16 protein-coding genes are annotated in these 20,225 nt (G+C 46.3%); 13 read left to right on the top strand and 3 right to left on the bottom strand.

Annotated features, from left to right (window positions below):
- Positions 1-570 precede the first annotated feature (570 nt).
- Complete coding sequence (locus ACI48K_RS02635) at positions 571-1,209, bottom strand: hypothetical protein (protein ID WP_475026019.1); 639 nt, start codon at positions 1,207-1,209, stop codon at positions 571-573.
- Between the two features lie 786 nt (positions 1,210-1,995).
- On the opposite strand from ACI48K_RS02635, the gene ACI48K_RS02630 reads away from it, so the two are divergent.
- The 9 genes from ACI48K_RS02630 to ACI48K_RS02590 all read left to right on the top strand — a co-directional run bounded on the left by ACI48K_RS02630 (position 1,996) and on the right by ACI48K_RS02590 (position 14,634).
- Complete coding sequence (locus tag ACI48K_RS02630) at positions 1,996-2,400, top strand: helix-turn-helix domain-containing protein (protein ID WP_475026018.1); 405 nt, start codon at positions 1,996-1,998, stop codon at positions 2,398-2,400.
- Positions 2,401-3,023: 623 nt separating this feature from the next.
- Entirely contained in the window at positions 3,024-5,591 is a 2,568-nt protein-coding gene (locus tag ACI48K_RS02625) for a type I restriction-modification system subunit M (protein WP_475026017.1), read from the top strand.
- Complete coding sequence (locus ACI48K_RS02620) at positions 5,584-6,786, top strand: restriction endonuclease subunit S (protein ID WP_475026016.1); 1,203 nt, start codon at positions 5,584-5,586, stop codon at positions 6,784-6,786. Before ACI48K_RS02625 ends, ACI48K_RS02620 begins: the two co-directional genes overlap by 8 nt.
- Positions 6,787-6,805: 19 nt before the next feature.
- Entirely contained in the window at positions 6,806-9,877 is a 3,072-nt protein-coding gene (locus ACI48K_RS02615) for a type I restriction endonuclease subunit R (protein ID WP_475026015.1), read from the top strand.
- Positions 9,874-10,536 (top strand): M48 family metallopeptidase, encoded by a 663-nt coding sequence (locus tag ACI48K_RS02610; RefSeq protein ID WP_475026014.1) that lies wholly within the window; start codon positions 9,874-9,876, stop codon positions 10,534-10,536. The genes ACI48K_RS02615 and ACI48K_RS02610 overlap by 4 nt, the downstream gene beginning before the upstream one ends.
- 35 nt (positions 10,537-10,571) lie before the next feature.
- Positions 10,572-12,368, top strand: a complete 1,797-nt coding sequence (locus ACI48K_RS02605) for a hypothetical protein (protein ID WP_475026013.1) — start codon at positions 10,572-10,574, stop codon at positions 12,366-12,368.
- Positions 12,369-12,483: 115 nt separating this feature from the next.
- Entirely contained in the window at positions 12,484-12,669 is a 186-nt protein-coding gene (locus tag ACI48K_RS02600) for a hypothetical protein (RefSeq protein WP_475026012.1), read from the top strand.
- Between the two features lie 265 nt (positions 12,670-12,934).
- The gene (locus ACI48K_RS02595) at positions 12,935-13,897 is read left to right on the top strand and encodes a helix-turn-helix transcriptional regulator (RefSeq protein WP_475026011.1); all 963 of its coding nucleotides are present in this window, start codon (positions 12,935-12,937) and stop codon (positions 13,895-13,897) included.
- Positions 13,898-14,007: 110 nt separating this feature from the next.
- Positions 14,008-14,634 carry a type 1 glutamine amidotransferase family protein gene (locus ACI48K_RS02590; RefSeq protein ID WP_475026010.1) on the top strand — a complete coding sequence of 209 codons (627 nt, stop codon included), beginning with the start codon at positions 14,008-14,010 and terminating at the stop codon, positions 14,632-14,634.
- 230 nt (positions 14,635-14,864) lie between these two features.
- Here the strand turns inward: ACI48K_RS02590 and ACI48K_RS02585 are convergent, their stop codons facing one another.
- Entirely contained in the window at positions 14,865-15,005 is a 141-nt protein-coding gene (locus ACI48K_RS02585) for a paeninodin family lasso peptide (protein ID WP_475026009.1), read from the bottom strand.
- A gap of 38 nt (positions 15,006-15,043) precedes the next feature.
- Entirely contained in the window at positions 15,044-16,978 is a 1,935-nt protein-coding gene (locus ACI48K_RS02580) for an asparagine synthase-related protein (protein WP_475026008.1), read from the bottom strand.
- Between the two features lie 504 nt (positions 16,979-17,482).
- Between ACI48K_RS02580 and ACI48K_RS02575 the strand changes: the two genes are divergently transcribed.
- The 4 genes from ACI48K_RS02575 (at position 17,483) to ACI48K_RS02560 (ending at position 20,155) form a co-directional block, all read left to right on the top strand.
- The gene (locus tag ACI48K_RS02575) at positions 17,483-18,043 is read left to right on the top strand and encodes an acyltransferase (protein ID WP_475026007.1); all 561 of its coding nucleotides are present in this window, start codon (positions 17,483-17,485) and stop codon (positions 18,041-18,043) included.
- A gap of 271 nt (positions 18,044-18,314) precedes the next feature.
- The gene (locus ACI48K_RS02570; protein WP_475026006.1) at positions 18,315-18,647 is read left to right on the top strand and encodes a hypothetical protein; all 333 of its coding nucleotides are present in this window, start codon (positions 18,315-18,317) and stop codon (positions 18,645-18,647) included.
- Between the two features lie 106 nt (positions 18,648-18,753).
- Positions 18,754-19,503 carry a YveK family protein gene (locus ACI48K_RS02565; RefSeq protein ID WP_475026005.1) on the top strand — a complete coding sequence of 250 codons (750 nt, stop codon included), beginning with the start codon at positions 18,754-18,756 and terminating at the stop codon, positions 19,501-19,503.
- On the top strand, positions 19,484-20,155 hold the full coding sequence (locus tag ACI48K_RS02560) for a CpsD/CapB family tyrosine-protein kinase (protein ID WP_475026004.1): 672 nt from the start codon (positions 19,484-19,486) through the stop codon (positions 20,153-20,155). The genes ACI48K_RS02565 and ACI48K_RS02560 overlap by 20 nt, the downstream gene beginning before the upstream one ends.
- Positions 20,156-20,225: the final 70 nt, after the last annotated feature.

The raw sequence follows: 20,225 nt of genomic DNA, 5'->3' as shown, positions 1-20,225 counted from the left end.
TTTGCCATACCTATAAAATAGTATATCAATTAACCTGTCGCATTCCAACAACGGGTAGCTTGACAAGTATTAGCTGGTTTTATTGTGTTTTCAAATTTGAAGATTTCCAATATGTCATAGTTTTTGATCGAAATATTAATCCCATACTCAGGCTTGCTAGTCTGACCAGGATTGTCATAGTTTCGGTCAACGAAAACCTCGTTCGGAACTTTCCAGGCTTCAGAGGGGATTAGAAAGCAGTCAGGCATATGACCTTCTTTGAAAATCAGGAGCGTCATGTACAAGTTATGGTTATCAATATTGAATTTACTCTTTTAAGCAAAAACGTACCCATTTCCCCACAGAGATTTAACTTGTACTTCCAGGAATTTTCCATTCTTGTCATTTACAATGAAATCAATGCCTCGATCATCTACCTCAGACGAAAATACTTCAAGACCATAAGATGCAAACTCCATTTTGGCAAGGTATTCAGCATGCCGTCCCAGTTGCAATGAATTAAGATCTCCCCAATTCTTATTTGGTATGTACAATCAATCCTCCAAAGTATTGACTTTTCGACTAAAGTAGCTACTCCACTCGGACAAGTCCTTCTTCATTCACCCAGTAGATTTGAAAGCCCATGGCCTCTTTAAGCCATTCGATGCGTGGAAGTAAGTTTCCATATGTAGAAAACCCATCTGGCAAAGCAATACCGAGTTTAACTTTGGGGTTTTCTCCGTGATATAACACTAGGTCGAAAACTGCCCCGGAAAACCAGTGGCGGGCCTGTGTGTTTGGGCTCTTTTCGGGATATCCTTTAACGCTTATCCAAAGCTCATCCCCAACGGAACTAAGGGCAATGATGTCCTTACCGGATGTACGGGATGCCGTATCAGCGACGCTATGGATTGTAAAATCGTTTAATAACAGGAAGTTTACAACCTTGCTTTGAACATTGCCTTCCCAAAACCATGGTCGAACAAGAACATTTGAGAGTTCTTCTTTCTTTGGAGCCTTTTTATTAGCGTCTAGCAGACTGTTAGTTAATTTGGTTTTATGGCAATGGTCACATATTCCATGATGGCGGTAAATAGTCGAATTTCCGGAGAGTGAACGACAAATTGAGTAAACTGTTTGTCTTGGGACCACACCAGATGAAGCAGACAAACAGTCATCACAAAGTTCCGCATTCAATAAAGCAGCAATTATTTTATCTTTGTTTGCCATGTTTAGCCTCCATGCCGTGTTTATAAAATTATTATATCATAATAATTTGTAAAAATTACCCAGAATAATGTTTCATAGCAGCTTAATAACTGTGTTTAACCAGATAGAGTTAGACATTGTTGTTAAGCCAAAAAATTGCTAGACTAGATTACATTTTTTTGTGGTATTTTAAATAAAAAAGGAGGCTGGTTATGATAACCTTTGAACGCGCTAGAGCGTCTGTTGGTCTATCGAACTTCGTTGAATTCTACAAGGATTACCTTCAATATTTCGATCATCAAACTTCAAAGAATAAGGAGTGTTTAGCAAAAAAATTGCTCGAGTTGAATCCAAGAGCCTCGTCTATCGCTGCTCAAAACACTAGGATCAACTATACAGTTGCAATTTTCTCGAATCGGTGGGATAGGGAAATGTTAAAAGGTGCAATCGAGTCTGTTCATCCGAGCATTACAAACGGGATTAAAGTAAAAGCAAGATGTCTACTAAGTAGTCAGCAATAGTTAGGTAGTCATTTGCTACTATGATGTGGAATTTCTTTTTTAAATAGGAGAGCCCCTTCCGCCAATAAACGGCGGAAGGGGTAGCGCTGTTATCAAAGATAGATCAGGAATGCAAAGTTAGTGGCTAACCAGTAGGTTTGAGTTGCTCCTTTCGTCAACGTAAATACAAAATTGTTGTCAGAAAGTAACGAGAAAACAACTTGCTAATGTATCCGTTAATGAACAAATTTAAAAAAATGTTTCCATTTGGTTACATCCGTACTATAATATTTTTTGGAGGTGTACTATGAACTCTATTGGCGGTTTTATAAAAGATAGACGGCTTAGTAAGGGCTGGTCTAAACGAGCTTTGGCTGAGAAAGCAGGTATAAGCCACTCGGAAGTTCACCGCATTGAAAACGGTGAGCGAGTAAATCCTTCCGTTCCTGTTCTTAATGCACTTGGGGAAGCCCTCGGCGTACCGAAAGATGATTTGCTTCGCCTTGCCGGATACAAAAGCGACGAGGGTGACATCTCCATGATAGAGCGTGTGTTTCCTGACCTTAAGACGGAGAAGCAACAAAAAACCGTCCAAAAAATAATCGACGGATTGGCACGTAACGGTGATATGGATGACGTCGATTATGACAGGCTCGTTGACCAAGTGGAGATGTTTTTCGACTATGTTAAAAAGAAGAACAATACCTATTAGACCACGATTTGCTTATATCGCAAAACGAGTTTACGAAGACTGGCGCATATCGGTGTCACTGAACTTCCGATCGACCCGGTCAAGATGGGTGAGTTCTATCCAGAGAATCACATCATATACCGAACTCAAGATGAATACAGGTGAAGCTGATCCTCTGGTTTTTTAAGAGAAATGCCCGATACGATATACTTGAGAGTTTGTACATACGGGCAGAAGTTCCATATCGACGTCGAAACCAGACGTAGCTGTCTTAACCGCAACTTTTATATTTGTTTAAGAAGGACGAACCAACCCAACGTCACAGCTTTCTCCCCGATGTTGGACGGCTTACCGCAAAAGTACGAGGACTACGCCGAATATGACTACTGGAACTATGTGGTCGCTTCTATTGGTGAACGTGAGAAGAACACCGAACTCAGCTCAGCCCTGATGAACAGTATTGCGCTGTATGATAGTGTTGATATGCTGTTAATCATTGACATAAAAAACAACAAGGAGAAAACGGATAAATACGGCGTGACAATACTTCGCTATCTCGAAAAATATAGAATGACACGCATTGAGAGCTTTTCCTCTCTTAGTATAGAAGCTTTTAATATGTTGTGTTCGAAGGAGAATAAATCATGGCAAAACTGACTATTTCACAACTCGAGAACCATCTTCTTAAAGCAGCAGACATTCTGCGCGGTAAGATGGATGCTTCCGAGTTTAAGGAGTATATTTTTGGTATGCTCTTTCTCAAACGATTATCTGATAATTTCACCGTTAAACGGACAGAACTTTTAAAGGGTTTTCAGGCAAGGGGATGGTCAACTGAACGTATTGTACAGGAACTCGAAGAACCTATTAATTACGGAAATGTTTTTTTTGTGCCGTGGGAGGCTCGTTGGACGTGCGAGGAACACGAACTCGGCACGGCGGCAAAGCCCGAAAAATGGACGGGCATCCTGCATCTTAAAACGGAGGTTGCCTCCAAGCTGAAGCGTGCCCTTACGAAGATTGAAAAGAGCAACCCCACACTCGAGGGTGTTCTTTCAAATATAGATTTCGGGAAAAGAGTAAAATCCAAGCAGATAATCAACGACGCGAAACTAATTAAGCTGATTGGTCACTTCAACAAATATCGTCTGACAAACGAAGACTTCGTATTCCCCGACCTCTTAGGCGCGGCATACGAATACATGATTAAAAACTTTGCCGACAGCGCGGGCAAAAAGGGCGGAGAATTCTATACCCCGTCTCCGGTAGTGCAACTTATGGTGCGCCTGATTAAACCAGCGGCAGGTAATCGTGTTTATGACCCGACGGTCGGCTCTGGCGGTATGCTTATTCATAGCAAGCATTATGTCGAGGAGAACGGCGGCGGAGCCGACGATTTATCGCTGTTCGGGCAGGACGACGCTGCTTCCGTATGGTCAATCTGCAAGATGAATATGATAATGCACGACATCAAGGATGCGGATATTCAACACGGTGACACCATAGGTGAGCCGCATTGGATGGATGAAAAAGACCCGTCCCTAACGCGCCAGTTCGACCGCGTAATCGCCAATCCACCGTTCTCGCAGAACTACTCCCAAGTGGGAATGAAATTGCCGAATCGCTTCCAGTACGGCTTTGCGCCTGAAACGGGCAAAAAAGCCGACCTTATGTTCGTGGAACATATGATAGCGTCAACCAGAGACGACGGCATTATGATAACGGTTATGCCCCACGGCGTACTTTTCCGTGGTGGCTCGGAACAGCGTATCCGCAAAGGAATTCTGAATGATAAGCAGGACATCGTGCAGGCAATTATTGCTTTACCTCCGAACCTTTTCTATGGAACGAGCATTCCAGCGTGTCTGCTTGTGATAAACAAAAAGAAGCCAAAGCGATTGAAAGGCAGCGTCCTTATCATCAACGCCGATGCGGAGTTTGGCGAAGGTCGCAATCAGAACTTCCTGCGACCGGAGGATATTGAGAAGATTGTCTACGTCTTTGACAACTTTCTCGAAGTGCCGAGATATTCAAGCATTGTGCCGATAAGCGAAATCACCGACGAGAAAGGAAACGACTGCAACCTGAATATTCGCCGCTATGTTGATAATACCCCACCCGCAGAACCCCACGATGTGAAAGCACACCTTTTCGGCGGTGTACCAAGTTCTGAAATAACTGCCCTGAACGGTCTGGTCACTAAGTACGGCATCGCCGAAAGAGACCTCTTCACCGACCGTGGAGACGGCTACGCCGACTTTGTCCACGCCGACAAAATTGCTATTAAGGAAGCTATACAATCGAACGCGGGCGTGACTGCCGCCAACGGCAAGGTTACTGATTGCGCCAACGGTTGGTGGGTGCAGGCCGCCGCCGAAATCTCACAAATTGGCAAGACGGTGCAGGTATACGAATTCAAGCGGAAGTACACCGAACAACTGCGTGAAATGCTTGAACCGCTCGGCGTGTTGGACAGATTCCAATGTATCGGTGTGTTCGCCAACTGGTGGGAACACAGCTATACCGTGCGGGAATCCACTGAAATTGAGTCGGATGGTGACAGCAATACCAAGGTGACCGTCAAAGAGGTCATCTCCATCAAGAATGTGTTTAAGACCGTCAGCTCAGAGGGTTTTGTCGCTGCGCTTGTTTCCGACGAAAAGATAGCAAAGGAACACTTTTCCACCGAACTGGATGCCCTTGAAGTTTTGGAGCGCGATGCAGAGAACGCTGCCGTAGAGCTGCAAAGCTACGCCGAGAGCATCGACATGGGTGAGGGCGATGACGATTCCGAGGGCGAGGAAGCGGATGAAGCCAAGGAAGTCAAAGTTTCGGACGTTGAAAAATACCTGAAAGCTCTAGGGACGGAGGAAGCAAAAGTGTCCTTAAAGAAGATTAAGGACTTGAAGTCCGAAAAGAGCAAAGCAAACAAAGCCCTGAAAAAGGCACAAACCGAACTGCAGCAGAAAATCGACGCAATCCGCAAGGATCTAACCGTCGAGCAATGTGAGACGCTCGTGATGGAACTTTTACGCGAGGGCTTCGTTGCCGAACTAGATAAATATTTGAAAGCCGAACTCGACAAAACGGTCAAAGCCGTGCAGCACCTTTGGGAGAAGTACGCTGTATCAGAGAAACAACTTACGGAAACACGCATCGCCGCCGAGGATAAGCTGAACCGTTATTTAAGGGGGTTGGGGTATTATGGGTGAGTGGAAAACTGTGCGGCTAGACGAATATGCTGATACAGACTCTGGAGGAACACCGTCTAGAACCGTAGTAGATTACTTTGGTGGCGATGTACCTTGGATAACCACAAGCGAGCTCAAGGATACTTATATCGGCCAGACAAACGAATGCATAACGACAAAGGGGCTAAACCATTCTTCTGCTAAGCTATTCCCTAAAGGCACGCTACTGATGGCTATGTATGGTGCAACTATCGGTAAGCTTGGAATTCTAAATATCGACGCTGCCACTAATCAGGCTTGTTGTGCAATTTTCTGCAAGCCAACGCTCGACAGCAAGTATTTGTACTATCGTTTGTTGTCTATGAGAAATACCTTGATTGCATTAGGCAGTGGCGCGGGTCAACCCAATATTAGCCAAACGATAATTAAGAGACTGCATTTCCGACTACCAGATATTGACGAACAACGGCGCATTGCCGCTGTCCTTACCGCTGCAGATGAAGCCATCGCCGCAAGTCGCGTTCTGGTGGAGAAGTACGCGGCAGTGAAGCAGGGGCTTATGCAGGATTTACTCTCCGGCAGAGTTCGATTGGCGGGATTTACAGATGAATGGGAATCGTTGAAAATTGGAAATCTCCTCGACTTCAAGAACGGCCTCAATAAAGGTAAGGAGTTCTTTGGGACTGGTACCCCGATTGTCAACTTTTTGGACGTTTATGCGAAGCCCAGTATTCGCGCCGCAAGCCTTGTGGGTAGAGTAAACTTGAACAAGGATGAGATAAAACGGTTTGAGGTCAGAAAAGGCGATGTGTTTTTCACCCGAACTTCCGAGACAGTAAACGAGGTTGGCTATGCGAGTGTCCTACTTGATGATGTTGAAGATGGAGTATTTAGTGGGTTCGTACTGAGGGGGCGACCGAAGAATGACAAACTTGATATTTTTTATTGTCAGTATTGCTTCTCTACGCCGGAAATCAGGCGAGCGATAATAGTAGGCGCTACTTACACCACACGCGCACTTACAAGCGGAACATATCTTTCAACAATACCGATTCTGCTGCCAAATCCCTACGAACAACGCGCTATCGCCGAAGCAATAATGGCCGCAGACGAGCGACTAACCGCCGAGCAGGAGCGGCTGAGAAAACTTGAGGATATCAAACGCGGTCTTATGGACGATCTTCTGACGAACAGAGTTAGTACCGATAAATTATAAGGAGTGGGAGGGATCTGAGATGGCAAACGTAAAAGCGAACAACGAGCTTACATATGTCGAAGAGCCATTCCTCGCCCACCTTGAAAAGGTAGGCTGGACTGTTGAGCGTTGGAAAGGTGGTAAAGGCTGCCGCGTTGATTTCGGCGACATGATACTAGAGAGCCATGCGAAAGGCGCTCTCCTCGACTTGAACCCTTGGCTGACTGATAGCCAAGCGGACGACCTTATCACGGATTTGTATAGCTTTGAAAGTCTTTCCCTCATAGACCGTAACCGCGAAGGCGACGAGCGTTTGGCGGTCGGTCTTTCTGCATATAACGAGGAAACTGGCGAGGATAATCAGCCTGTGCGACTGATTGACTACGCCAAGCCGAAAAACAACAGCTTTCTCGCCGTGTCGCAGTTCCGCATCCAACGGCTCGAAAAGGAAATCATTCCCGACATCGTGCTTTTTGTAAATGGTCTGCCCCTTGTTGTCGTGGAGTGCAAATCGTCCACACTAAAAGAACCGTTCTTTGACGGCGTAGCGCAGATTGAACGTTACAAGCGGGACTTTCCCGACTTGTTCAGCTATAACCAGTTTGTCATCTCTACTTGCCGCCAGATGGCGAAGTACAGCACCATTACGGGTAGTGTGGATAACTACCTCGAATGGAAGGAACCATATCCGTTTCCTCTTTCGGATATTGACCCATCCGGCGGTATCGTACCGAGCCAAGAGAAACTCGTGTGGGGTATGCTGTCGCTCGGTAACTTCCTCGACATTGTCCGTAACTACACTGTTTGGGACGGAGTAATAAAGAAAACGCCGCGATATATGCAGTATCGTGGTTCGCGAAAATTAGTGGAACGTATTCGCACCGACCGCAAGGGTGGCACGATTTGGCATACGCAAGGCTCAGGTAAAAGCTTATCGATGATGTATGTCATTCGGCAGATGTACCATTCCGATGACTTAAAGGATTGGAAAATCGTACTTATCGTCGACCGTGATGACTTAGAGAAGCAACTGCGCCAGACGAGTGCGGTTTTGGGCTATACGGTCAACGTAGCGAAAAGTATTGAGGGTGCGAAGCAGCTTATCGCTTCCGAAGCGAGCGATATTACTCTCGCTATGATTCATAAGTTCGGTGAAACGGCTGAAAAGGATGGCCAAAAGAAAAAGGTCTCCGTTTTCCCTGAACTGAACAAGTCCGATAAAATCCTCGTAATGATTGACGAGGCGCACCGCAGTGAGTACGGGGAACTTGCCGCTGGTATGATTAAGGCGATGCCGAACGCTGTCCGGGTTGCGTTCACAGGGACACCGATAACGGCGACTACTAACACTTTCGGCGGTGTATTTGATACATACAATATGCGCCAAGCTATAGAAGACGGCGTGGTTGTGGAAATTCGCTACGAGGGTCGGGCTGCGAACAGCACCGTCATTGATGAGGAAGCCATGAACGGCAAGTTTGTGGACATCTTCGGTTATGCGGACGATGATGAAAAACAGGACATCATGCGCCGATATACCCTCAAGGGCTATATGGAGGCTGATGCTGTTATCCGAGCCAAAGCCGCCGATATGCTAGAGCATTACATAGGAACAGTATTTCAGAACGGCTTTAAGGCTCAAGTCGCAGCGTTTAACCGCGAAGCTGCGTACCGATATAAAACGGCGTTTGAAGAATTGCTTATGACCAAGATTACCGCTCTCAAAGCGGATAACCCCGACGGCATTAACATTGCCATATTGGAGAAATTGAAAGTCGAGTGCATCATCTCGTCCGGCACCGACGACGCAAACCGTCATCGGCACTTGAAGACTCTCGTGGACAGTACTGATAAGGACGCGATTGTCGGGGAGGAAGGCAGCTTCAAAACGCCGTTTTCCAAAGGTGGATACACGGGTATCGTCGTTGTGTCAGATATGCTGTTGACTGGCTTTGATGCACCTATCGAGCAGGTTCTTTATCTCGATAAGAAACTAACTAACCATAACCTTTTGCAGGCAATTTCCCGCGTCAACCGCACTTGCGGCAAGGATAAGACCTGCGGCTATGTCGTTGATTATGTTGGTATTACCCAGCACCTCAAGGAAGCCCTTTCGGAATACGCCTCGCTTGAGGGAGTTTCTGAAGAGGATAAAGACCCAATGTTATCTGTTGCGGAGGACGTTGACCGCCTTAACTCCGCTTACAACGAAATTCTGACTTTTGTCCGTGATGAGGTCTGCTACGATATTTCCACCCAGACCGAATCCGTTATAGAGGAGCTTGTTGCGGTTGAAGAGCTGCGTGACGAGTACAACGACCTTTTCAAAAAGCTGTCGAAGTATTACGACCGCGTTCTGCCGAACCCTGTGGCGCTCCAATACCGTGATGGCTACAAGCAACTGACGTTTATCCGTGAGTCGGTGGCAAACCGCACCCGCGACCCGCGTTATTCCATGAAGGACGCCAGCGCCAAGGTTCGGGCAATCATCGAAGAGTACCTCGCCGTCAGCGGCGTGGGCGTAGAAGTGCCGCCTATTGATATCCTCTCCCCCGACTTCATCGCCGGGGTTGAGAAACCTGACAAGACCGACCGCGCCGTGGTGGGCGAACTGGAATACGCCGTCCGTGAGTATATTATTGAAAACACGCCGCGTGACCCGGAACTGTTTGAGCGCTTTAGCGAGCACCTGAACGAGATGTTGGAAACTCTGAAAGGTAACTGGAAGGAACTTCGCAAAGCACTCGAAAAGTTCATCAAGACCGACCTCTTCAACGCACGTAGCGCTGAAAATACATACGGGTACGAAGCTGTAAAAGAGATGCCATTTTTCTCGTTGCTCCGAAAAGAAGTCTTCGGTGACAAGAAGTTTGAGGACTTGACCCAAGTTGAATTCAATGCCCTAAAATCGCTGGCGGACGACTGCTTGTCACGGCTTAAGACGGACACCGCCAAGCGGGACTTCTGGGACCATGATATGCAGATTCGGCAGACCAGGGCTGAAATTCGCTCCAAGTTATTGGATATGGAAGTAACCGCACCGAGTATCGGCAGCAAGATTAACGACATCGTCCAGAAAATTATCGAATTGGGGAGGAAGCATTACAAATGAACGAAATCCCCTATGAAATAGTACGCTCCAATCGAAAGACACTGGCATTGACTATCGACAGTGAGGCAAAACTTGTAATCCGTGCCCCGATTCAGTTAGGCGAGGATGTTATCCGTGACTTCATTAAAAAGAAAGCACGGTGGATAACCGATAAACAACGGCATGTGAGCGACTACGCAACGAAGCAGAGCGCGTTTGTCTTGGAAGATGGTGAGAACGTCCTGTACCTCGGGAAGTCCTATGCCATCCTACGCAAAGCCGTGCAGGAAGTCGCAACCGAGGGCAACTTCCTGCTTGTGCCGGAGGACATGATGCTTGAAGGCTTTGCAGAGTGGATGAAGACACAGGGCGAAAGAGTTATCAGCGAACGGGTGGACTACTATGCCAACCTGATGGGTGTAAAATACGCCTCTGTTAAAATGTCGGAAGCAAAACGCCGATGGGGTTCGTGCGGAGCGTGGAATACTTTGAACTTTGCTTGGAGGCTCGTGATGTGTCCTCAATCGGTCATTGATTACGTGGTGGTTCACGAACTTTCCCACATTACTTATAAAGACCACAGCTCAAAGTTCTGGACGCGAGTTGCGACCGTAATGCCAAGCTATAAAGAGGCGCAGGATTGGCTACGGTTAAACCGTAAGTTAATGGAAGTAATATAGCAAAAGAGCTAACTTAATGTTAAGGAGGAGATGTTATGAGTTTACAAGTTTTCAGCAAAGAGGTCGACGTAGCTGTAATAGGTCTTACAAATTCCGGAAAGTCTACTTTTATTACGTGTATGATTGACCGAAGCAAATTTGGTGATACTGAACTTCTTAAAAAGTTGTGCGACAATGACGGAGGGTTGACGAAAGTTACAACTTTTTATGCTTTGACTGAATGCGATTCGGCTTCTGTCGACAAAGTGGACTTTCACGACGATTTCGTAGAGGAAAACCCCAATAAGACAGTTGAAATCTTAAGGAAACTAAAAATTGATGTGCAAGGCGCCGCGGACAAAGAGGAAGAAGCTAATCAAATATTGTCTGCGTTAGATGAATTTCGCAAACAGCTCGAGGGCGATTTGGCGTATACTATTCAGACGATAAATAAAAAAGATGCGGATAAAATAATTCGTTATATAAAAATCAAGGTTCCTGCAACACAGCACGCTCTAGAACTAATGAGCAACTATGGATTTGATACAGTAGTACTACGGGACACAAGAGGGTTTTTGGATGATAGTATGTCATCGGGTAAAAAATCTCCTAATTTAGCCGATAGCGGGTTGGATGGAATACAGGCGTGCGTATTAATGAATGGACGTGACTCGGTTATGCCAAATTTGGCACGCGACATGTATGGCGATTTTGTTAAGTCTATATTTGAATCCGTTCCTACATTTATCATTGAACAAAGCGGTTATTTAACCAGTAAATTAGAAGACTGTGCTGATGAGAATAGTCTGGCTAAAGCATACAACGATTCAATGGAAAATCCGAAAGTAGTAAACCATAACTTTACAGAAATCAGAAAATTCCTTGAGCATTTAGGGGTTGTCGACAAAGATGGCGAAGCAACAAACCAACTCATCCAAGCCAATAAAAGACAGCTTTTGTTGCCGGAAATTATAGAGCTAAAGAACAAAGAAAAAAATTATGATTCTGAAGACTATAAACTCTATATCGTATGCGAGATGGAAGTGTTCAAACGTCTATTAGAAAGCCTCTCCGACTTTCGAGAATTGCTGAGAAAAATAGTTTTTTTCTTTGATGACGAAGGTAATGTTTCTGGTTTTCAAAACAAAGTTTTAGAAACGTTTGAAAAGCTGCACTTCTCTGACATTGTAACCGATTATTTAAACGGCGACAGAACCAGTAGCGTCTATGTTAGGCCCATAACGAATGACTTCCATATGACAAGTCGTCTGGACGACTTAATAAAGAGATCCCTGTTAGGCCCACGTGGAGGAATCACTGCAAAGACCAACGGTTACTACGATTATGGTCATACTGGGACATTTGCAGTAACAGCATGGAAAGCCTTGAATGAGATTATCGTTGACTTTGATTTAGTTGACAAATATACGGATTTGGCAGAGTTAATCGTAAACTCTATCGAGGCGAAAGAACGCAATAACAAAAATGTTGTCAATACCTATATACTTGAAGTGAAGCAATGCTTGAAGTATGTGTTGCAGAATTCCTGCACGGATACCAGAGCTACTTTTTCAGGTTATTATTTCGTATCAAGGTATAAAGTAGTTGATTCTATAAAAAAAGTGAAGGAGCAATGGAAAAGCTACGAGCCGAAATTTGGGGTTAACGCAATAGATGTTGTGTTTCTTGAAAAAATAAAAAAAATTATGACAGAAGAGCATCTTGTAGATCAGGTTAATTTAGCGAGAGTATCACAGCTTTACGTTGCGTTCCGAAATGTGATAGAAGTATTTTTTTCCTGTGTGTCAAACAGTCACAATTACCTCGGCATCAGCAACGAAGTAAGCGTATAAAAAATGCTACTATAACCAAGCATCTCACTATCATTGTGTGTCGATCTATGTGATAAACAAGGACGTGTTTAAGCTGATTTTTGAAGCTATGCAGCAGGAGCAGCGCTAAAATATTATGATGAGCGAGGATATAGAATATTCGCCATTGGTGGCGGCAAAAGTTGTGGATAACGCATTACAATGGCTGCCGTTTTCTTTTGAGATAAAACTGCCTGCACTGGCTTGTGATATGGGGACGGATTGGGGACTAACGTCAACCAAGCAGAGCCATAGTGATATTGAGAAAACCTTTATAGAATAAGGCCTCTTTCGATTATAGAATAATAGAATCAAATCGCCTATGTTCCCGCATACGGTGCATGTGGAGTGCCTAATATTGATGGAATGGGGGAGCGAGCCTAAATAGGCTACGCTCCTTGTTATATGAAATGTATAATGGACTTAATATAGTCCGGGAGTGTGTCAACACTACTAGGATCAGAATAAATACAGTGGATTAGCAAACAAATCACTTAAGTGCTTGTTAGAGGTTAAGTTTAGTGGTAATCAAAGGTGAGGGTTATGTTATGCCAAAAAATGATAATATGCTAACAATTCTATGGATGTTGAATTCGGGAGAGAAATGGACTGCAAAGCAAATATCGGAAAAGTTAGAGATAAATATAAGAACAGTTTATCGGTATATTGATGCACTATGTGCCAGTGGCGTCCCTATCATCTCCGACACAGGGCACAATGGCGGGTATAGCTTGCTGCACCATTTTATCAAATCTCCTCTGCTATTTAGCATTGATGAAAAAAAGACACTGCTTCATGCTGCCCTATTTGCAAAAGAAGCCGGATATCCTTTGAGTGAGGCATTAGAGAAGGCAACATCCAAGTTGAAAATGTATTCGAATCAGGAGCAGGAAAGGCTGCTAAGCCATCATTTAGCCGAATTTGAAGTAATAAACCGCAGGGGATACCCCGCTGTTCAGCCGGTATTGCGGGAATTGGAGCACGCTGTAGCAAATGAATGGTCTGTAGAAATTTCTTATCGTAACCGTCATGAAGAGCAGTCTCCCAATAGGGTAATAGACCCCTATGGCGTGGTTAATTGGAACAATAAGTGGTACACAATTGCATTTTGCCACCTGAGGAATGAGATCCGCAGCTTTCGGGTAGAACGAATTCTGAACATCACACGCACGTCGTTCTCATTTAGGCGTCCCGATGATTTTTCAGCGCGTACTTTTTTTATGAAAAACCTGTTACCAGATGTAGTGGGTGGATCCGGATTAATTTCTTTAATTATTGGCGGCAGGGCAGAGGCGTTGGATGATTTATGCCTACATTGGTTTTTGGAGCATCATTTGCAGGAGCGGACATCAACGCAAGCCATTTTTTTGCTTGAGGAAGAATCACTGTATACGCATGTTCCGAATATAATTCTTCCCTATGGGAAATCCATTCAAGTTTTAGAGCCACAGAATCTAAAGAATAAGCTTGTGGCGGTTGCTTCGGAGTTAATGGAATATTATCAAGTTTAACAACTTCACTGACAGCGGTTGTCAGTGAAGTTGTTTTATTATAATGATAACCACTCATTAAAGATGAATGGTTGCTGTTACCTAATGAACTTGATAAGGAGCGCTTAGCAATGAATAATACCGTATATCTTTATGTATTTGATACCATGTCCGATTGGGAAATAAGTTATTTAACCGCCGAGTTGAACTCTGGAAGATACTTCAGAAAGGGGCTGGCTCCAGTAAAAATAGTCACCGTTGGAATAGAAAAGACTCCAGTAACTACCATGGGCGGACTTACAATAATGCCGGATGTTAAAGTGGATGAGTGCAGCATTAAAAGCATAGATGCACTGATTTTACCTGGCGGAAATACATGGACAGAGGCTGTTCACATACCCATATTAAAAATTGCCGAGATGTGTTTGAAGGAAGGGATAGTAGTTGGAGCAATTTGCGGTGCTACCTTAGGACTTGCTCAAACAGGATTGTTGGATTCACGTTGGCACACAAGTAATGATCTGGCCTACCTTAAAATGATTTGCCATTCTTACACGGGCGAACAATATTACAAAATGGAATCTGCTGTCACTGATGGGAGATTGATCACTGCACCCGGAGTAGCTCCATTAGAATTTTCTGTTCATGTTTTAAAAGCGCTAGATGTATTTTCATCCAAAACATTGGACGCCTGGTATTGTCTTAATAAAACTCATGAACCTAAATATTTCTACGAGTTAATGGATTCAATCCAATGACAGTATAGGGATATAAGCATGGGGAGTGCGTGGCGCTGCTATCCCTTGAGGAATAGGATAAACAACAGCGTTTGACAACCTTTTGACAACACATTTAAAAGCCGACCGAGAATTAGGGATTAATTTACTTCTCGAGCGGCTTTTATTTGTTCTCCCTAATATCATTTGCTATGAAACCTAAGATGGAAAACGCCCCCTGATTAAAATCAGTAAGGGGGCGTTTCATTCATTTAGGAATCTAATTCACCTGGCTTGCCGTTATTCGAACCTTTGCCGTTTTTGTCCGGTATTACTCCGTTAGGTCCGCCCATCGTCATGTTGATGTCGAGAACCTCCAATACCGGCTCTTTCCAAGCCTTCTTATCCTCCATTTTTATCACCTCCTTTCCGTGGTAATCGGCAGTCATGACTAGAATTGTTGCAAGAATCGGTATGCGATCAAGCCTTGCATCATTAATCGGACGTGAGGATTATAAGCCATTTCCGGCTTCGGGGATGCCCCGACAAGCGACATGGATTCCCGAATCTGCGCCACGTTAAGATAATGGGAAGCGGCGGGATCTTTGCACAATTGCTTCAGTTCGTCCAAGAAAGCTCCCCACTTCGGAAGCATCCGGTGAATCCAATCGGCACCCTGTATTCCGCTGATCCGTTGATTCATCCGAACTTCATCGGGCAGGCGGCCCTTGGTCGCCCGGCGAAGAAGTGACCGGTCGATGCCGTTCTGAACGTACTGTTCGACGGGGAGAGACAGGCAAAAGCGAATAACTCTCGGATCGCCGGTCGGATCTCGTTCCCAGAGACGATAGCGCAAGGAAAATTTTGTGCTCGAAACCCCCTGATGATTAGAGACCGACAGATCGCGAAACTGATATTCCCTCGCCTGAAATTCATTCATGGAACTTTCGGAAAGCCCGACATCATGGGAGATGAGCTTCTCGAATGTTTTCGTTTTTGCGGCAAATTCAGGATGAATAAGCCGCGGTCCCACAGACGGACGGTTTGATGACAAAGATCCGGCAATGCTCGGGAAAGCCTGCTTGCCGATCGCCCGCAGAAGCCGGGATCTTCGGTATCCCATCCGCCGGCTGTAGAGATTAAGCTCCCGGTACAGGCGCATCAAACGCAGCCTGCGAAGCAGCAGCGCGTAATAATCGACGGCGGGCCCCCATGATATCGTATAGTTTCCTCTGGCCCCATTCAGCAGAACCCCAACGTCCTGTTGTGCTGCCGCCTCGAGAATTCCTTTTAACCAGAAGGAATTTTCAAGAAACTTATAGGGCCCTTCCATAAGATCGATCAAGTCGTCAATTTCCGCGTACGAGTCCCGTCCCGGGAAGTCCAAGTAATTTTCGGCGATGTTGCCTACGTGCTTTGCCGTAGCTTGTATATAAGGACTTTCGTCGGCTGCAGCTCGTTTAGAAGTCCAATCCGTAAAATCCGCAGGCGGTACATAGCTGTAGCCGTACAGCTTTTTCCCCCGATCCCGGAGTGAGCTGGCGGCGAAGCTTGCTACGGCGCTCGAATCCAGCCCGCCGCTTAAACTGATGCCGACTTGCCTGAAAGTCCGGAGTTTCGAGTCTACAGCTTCCTGAAAAACATGACGGAAAGCCTCTTCGTATTCGCCGTTTGATCGAAAGCGAAGCTCTGAACCGGGAGGCAGCAGCGCATCGTATTGCTCCAAAACGACTGCTCCGTCCTGAACGGTGAAGGTATGAGCCGGAGGGAGCAGTTCTATGCGGTCATAAGCCGTAGCGTGAACTTCTACGCAATCCTGAACAAGCGGGATGGCCAGGAATTCGGCAAACCACGATTCGTTCAATTTGGCCTGGATGTCCTGCATTGCCAGAAGAGGCCGCATCGTGGTGCAGAAGGAAAACCGCCTATGATCACGATGATAATAAAGCGTTCGGTTGCCCAGCAAATCCCGTGCTCCGAACAGCAAGCGCCGCCGTTCGTCCCACAGGACGAAAGCGAAGTCTCCTATTAGGTAACGCGGGGCTTCCTTGCCCCATCTGAGATAAGCCAATAAGATAAGCTCGCTGTCCGTGATCCGGCTCCGGCGATTCCGGTCAACCTGCAATCGCTGGAATAAATCGTCCCGATTGTCTATGATCGCATCCGCGGTGATGGCCAGTCCGTATGTCCTATCATAATAAGGCAGGCTTTCGAGAACAGACTCGGGGGTAATCCATTGTGCATGGCAGCCGAAGCTTACTGTCTCCCCGTGCCATATTTGCACGGTATCGGCAGGATATTTTTGCAATTCATGCATCATTGTCTCCAGCACCGAAGTAACGGGAGGCCCGCTACCGTATCCATAGACGCCAGCAATAGCGCTCATTAGTCCACCGGCTTTCTTCGAAAAATTCTTGGACTCATTGTAACCATCCTAGTTAGTGAGGGCAATCAATCAATAGGACCAAATCTCCTTGAATGCCTGAACCTCCCAATCGGCCATAAAGTTGGAATTAAATCCTACTCCGGGTCGTAGCTCACTGATCGGCTCTGTACTAAGATAAGGGTGTTATAGAGGTTGTTCAAAAAGTCATCTTTCCAAGACGAAGCAGTACATGAAGTAGATTCGACGTCGAATCTTGAATTCAGCCGGGCCTTCCGTTGCTCACGTAGGTCTGCCAAGCTTATGCTTCCGAAGCCGTTTTCTTCGAAAACGTGCAGCTCCGCTACTCAGTCCCTAGCTTTATCCAACTAAAAGCGTTTTGAAAAAACGCTGCATCGTAAGCATAAGCTTCGGTCCTGTAAACCTGACTTTTTGAACACGCACTTAAAGGAAAAATTGGCGCTCTTGCACAAGCACTACGCAAACAAAGGAGATGGGATGGGACTTATGCTGTTTAATAAAGCGAAAGCGGTCATGTCGAGATTGAAAGGATACGCGATTTTCGGAAAAGTCCAACCTTCGCTGAATATGCTGCCCCGTGTAAGAGGCAAAGTATATTTGAACAAGTTCGGCGAGCTGCAGGTCGGGAAACGGCTGCATATTATCGGCAGGCCGTGGGGAACCCAGCTTACGGTGCTGAAAGGAGCGAAGCTGACGATCGGCGACGACGTGCTTATTAACGCGGGGGTCGGCATTGCGGCCAATCTAGAAGTATATATCGGGAACAACGTAAAGATCGGCCCCCGGACAAGCATATTTGACAGCGTCTATCACGCGGTGGAGCCGGCCGGCGAAGAGAAGGACCTGCGGAAGAAAATAACGATTCATGATAACGTCTGGATCGGGACGGGAGCCTTAATATTACCCGGCGTTACGATAGGCAAAAACGCAGTCGTCGCGGCCGGCAGTACGGTGAAGAAAGACGTGCCGGCCAATACGCTTGTTTCCGGTACCCCGGCCAAAACGATAAGAGAATTGTCAATTCCTGACGGATGGATAAGAAAATAATTGAAATAAGTATGTCGAATGAGGAAAAGCAACCCATCCAAAAAATAGGAATCGTTTCATAGAATACCATTTTGAAAATGAATACGAAAGACTTATATAAACATGTCTTTTTCCTCTCATTTTTTTATGACAGAAATGTAATACTCTAATACAAACGATAGTCTTAGCGCACTCGCCCCGAGATCAGACATGCATAAAAAAGGCGGGCGTCGGCCCCGTAATCACGTGTGGACGTATGCCGTCAGCCCAACATGGATGGAGGTAAGTGAAGATGAACCACAATGAACTCCAAAGCATGAAGAAGGAAAGGCTGAAGCAATTTCTGGCGCGTTTGGCGAAGGACCCGTCGCTGGAAAGAAGAAACCGTAAGCTCCCGGCGATCTCCGAGTTGTTGCAGGCATCGGGCATGCCGTACTCTAACGGACCTCTGGACACCTCGAAGTTGCTGGGATACGCACTTCGGCAGAATGGCATCTCTGCCGGCCCGGAAGAAATGATGGAGCATGTCATGCAAGGCGGGACGGTCGAACAATTTTTGAATTCGGCTGAAAGAAAGAGTAGTTATGCAAACCTGCATTTAACTACGCTGCCTGGGATGACATGACATTTTTATGCCCAAAAGTTCTCGAATTGAATAATTATATATAAAACAATTATTCGATATGAATAGATAAATCGAACCATACTACAAAATCGCGGAGGAACCGCTCTTGGAACTGAAACTTTATTGGCTTGTCGTAAAGAAGAGGCTGTGGATTTTAGCACTTATCGTCATCGTAAGCTGTGCGGCTGTCGGCTACTTTACCGTTTCCTACATGACGCCGCAGTATGAAGCGCAGTCCTTGCTGATCGTGAATGACTACAAGGACAGCAACTCCTTGGTGAAGTCGATGGACGTCGGCTCGATCAATTCAACCGTGCTGCTGATCAAAACCTACAAAGAGGTTATTAAGACGCCGCGGATTATGAAAGACGTCGCTCAGGCATATCCGCAGTTGAATGCGACGTACGGCGAGCTTATGAGCAAAGTATCGGTCGGCACAGTCAGCGAGACGCAGGTGATGTCCATTACGGTACGGGATGACTCATATGAGCGGGCAGCGCGGATAGCGAACGCGGTCGCCGCCGTTTTCCAGAAGACGGTGCCGGAGCTGATGAAGGTCGACAACGTCGCGATCCTGAATCAAGCCGATCCGGAGGAAGCGCACGGTCCCGTCTCTCCGAACATCGTCGTGAACGTTGCGGTCGCCTTTATTGTGTCGTTCATGGCAGGTTTAGCCGTCAGCTTCTTGCTTGAATTTCTGGACGACACGGTGAAGAACGAACGGGACGTGATCGAAGCATTGGAGCTTCCGGTGCTGAGCTCGATCGCGAAGATGAAGCGAAAAGATATGAAAGACAACGGCTCCAACGAGAAACCTATGTCAGGGAGGGAGAACCATGTTTCGCTCGGATCCTAACTCGAACCGTCTGCTTATCATGAACGCCAATCCGGCATCGCCGATCGCCGAGGAATACCGCATTTTGCGAACGAATATCGAATTCTCCGCCATGGACAAGGTGATGAAGGTCATCACGGTTACGTCTTCCGATGCCGGGGAAGGGAAAAGCACCACATCCGCCAATCTGGCGGTCGCTTTCGCGCAGGCGGGTAAACGGGTGCTGCTGATCGATGCCAACCTGCGCAAACCGATGCTGCATCACATCTTTGCGGTCGGCAATCATGAAGGCTTAACGAATTTGCTGGTCGGCCAGTTGGACGGAGCGGATGTCATTAAGCTTACCGATACGGACAATCTGGCGATCCTGCCTTCGGGACCTACGCCTCCCAATCCGGCGGAGTTGTTGTCATCGAGCCGGCTGGAAGAGCTTCTGCACCGAGTGCGGGAGGAGTACGACGCAGTCATTGTCGACACGCCTTCGATCATGAACAGGGTGGACGCCCAGTTAGCGGCGAGCCTAAGCGACGGTGTCGTCTTGGTCGTCCATTCCGGCAAGGCCAAGAAAGAGACAGTACGCAAGGCGAAAGCCAATCTGGAACACGTGAAGGCACGAATTGTCGGCGTTGTGCTGAACAGGACGAAGCCGAAAAAACAACCGCTATACGGCTAAACGGCCAATATCCGGTTTTCCTTCCCGGCACTTGTCTTTTTGAACAACCTCTTTAAGACGATTCGAAGGA

Source organism: Paenibacillus terrisolis, from assembly GCF_056171975.1.
The sequence above is the reverse complement of the archived record's forward strand: the minus strand, read 5'-3'. Positions and strand labels throughout refer to the sequence as shown.

Bases quoted from the DNA above. Each gene is read 5' to 3' on its own strand.
- ACI48K_RS02635 (WP_475026019.1), bottom strand. From the start codon at position 1,209: ATGGCAAACAAAGATAAAATAATTGCTGCTTTATTGAATGCGGAACTT.
- ACI48K_RS02630 (WP_475026018.1), top strand. From the start codon at position 1,996: ATGAACTCTATTGGCGGTTTTATAAAAGATAGACGGCTTAGTAAGGGC.
- ACI48K_RS02625 (WP_475026017.1), top strand. From the start codon at position 3,024: ATGGCAAAACTGACTATTTCACAACTCGAGAACCATCTTCTTAAAGCA.
- ACI48K_RS02620 (WP_475026016.1), top strand. From the start codon at position 5,584: ATGGGTGAGTGGAAAACTGTGCGGCTAGACGAATATGCTGATACAGAC.
- ACI48K_RS02615 (WP_475026015.1), top strand. From the start codon at position 6,806: ATGGCAAACGTAAAAGCGAACAACGAGCTTACATATGTCGAAGAGCCA.
- ACI48K_RS02610 (WP_475026014.1), top strand. From the start codon at position 9,874: ATGAACGAAATCCCCTATGAAATAGTACGCTCCAATCGAAAGACACTG.
- ACI48K_RS02605 (WP_475026013.1), top strand. From the start codon at position 10,572: ATGAGTTTACAAGTTTTCAGCAAAGAGGTCGACGTAGCTGTAATAGGT.
- ACI48K_RS02600 (WP_475026012.1), top strand. From the start codon at position 12,484: ATGATGAGCGAGGATATAGAATATTCGCCATTGGTGGCGGCAAAAGTT.
- ACI48K_RS02595 (WP_475026011.1), top strand. From the start codon at position 12,935: ATGCCAAAAAATGATAATATGCTAACAATTCTATGGATGTTGAATTCG.
- ACI48K_RS02590 (WP_475026010.1), top strand. From the start codon at position 14,008: ATGAATAATACCGTATATCTTTATGTATTTGATACCATGTCCGATTGG.
- ACI48K_RS02585 (WP_475026009.1), bottom strand. From the start codon at position 15,005: ATGGAGGATAAGAAGGCTTGGAAAGAGCCGGTATTGGAGGTTCTCGAC.
- ACI48K_RS02580 (WP_475026008.1), bottom strand. From the start codon at position 16,978: ATGAGCGCTATTGCTGGCGTCTATGGATACGGTAGCGGGCCTCCCGTT.
- ACI48K_RS02575 (WP_475026007.1), top strand. From the start codon at position 17,483: ATGCTGTTTAATAAAGCGAAAGCGGTCATGTCGAGATTGAAAGGATAC.
- ACI48K_RS02570 (WP_475026006.1), top strand. From the start codon at position 18,315: ATGAACCACAATGAACTCCAAAGCATGAAGAAGGAAAGGCTGAAGCAA.
- ACI48K_RS02560 (WP_475026004.1), top strand. From the start codon at position 19,484: ATGTTTCGCTCGGATCCTAACTCGAACCGTCTGCTTATCATGAACGCC.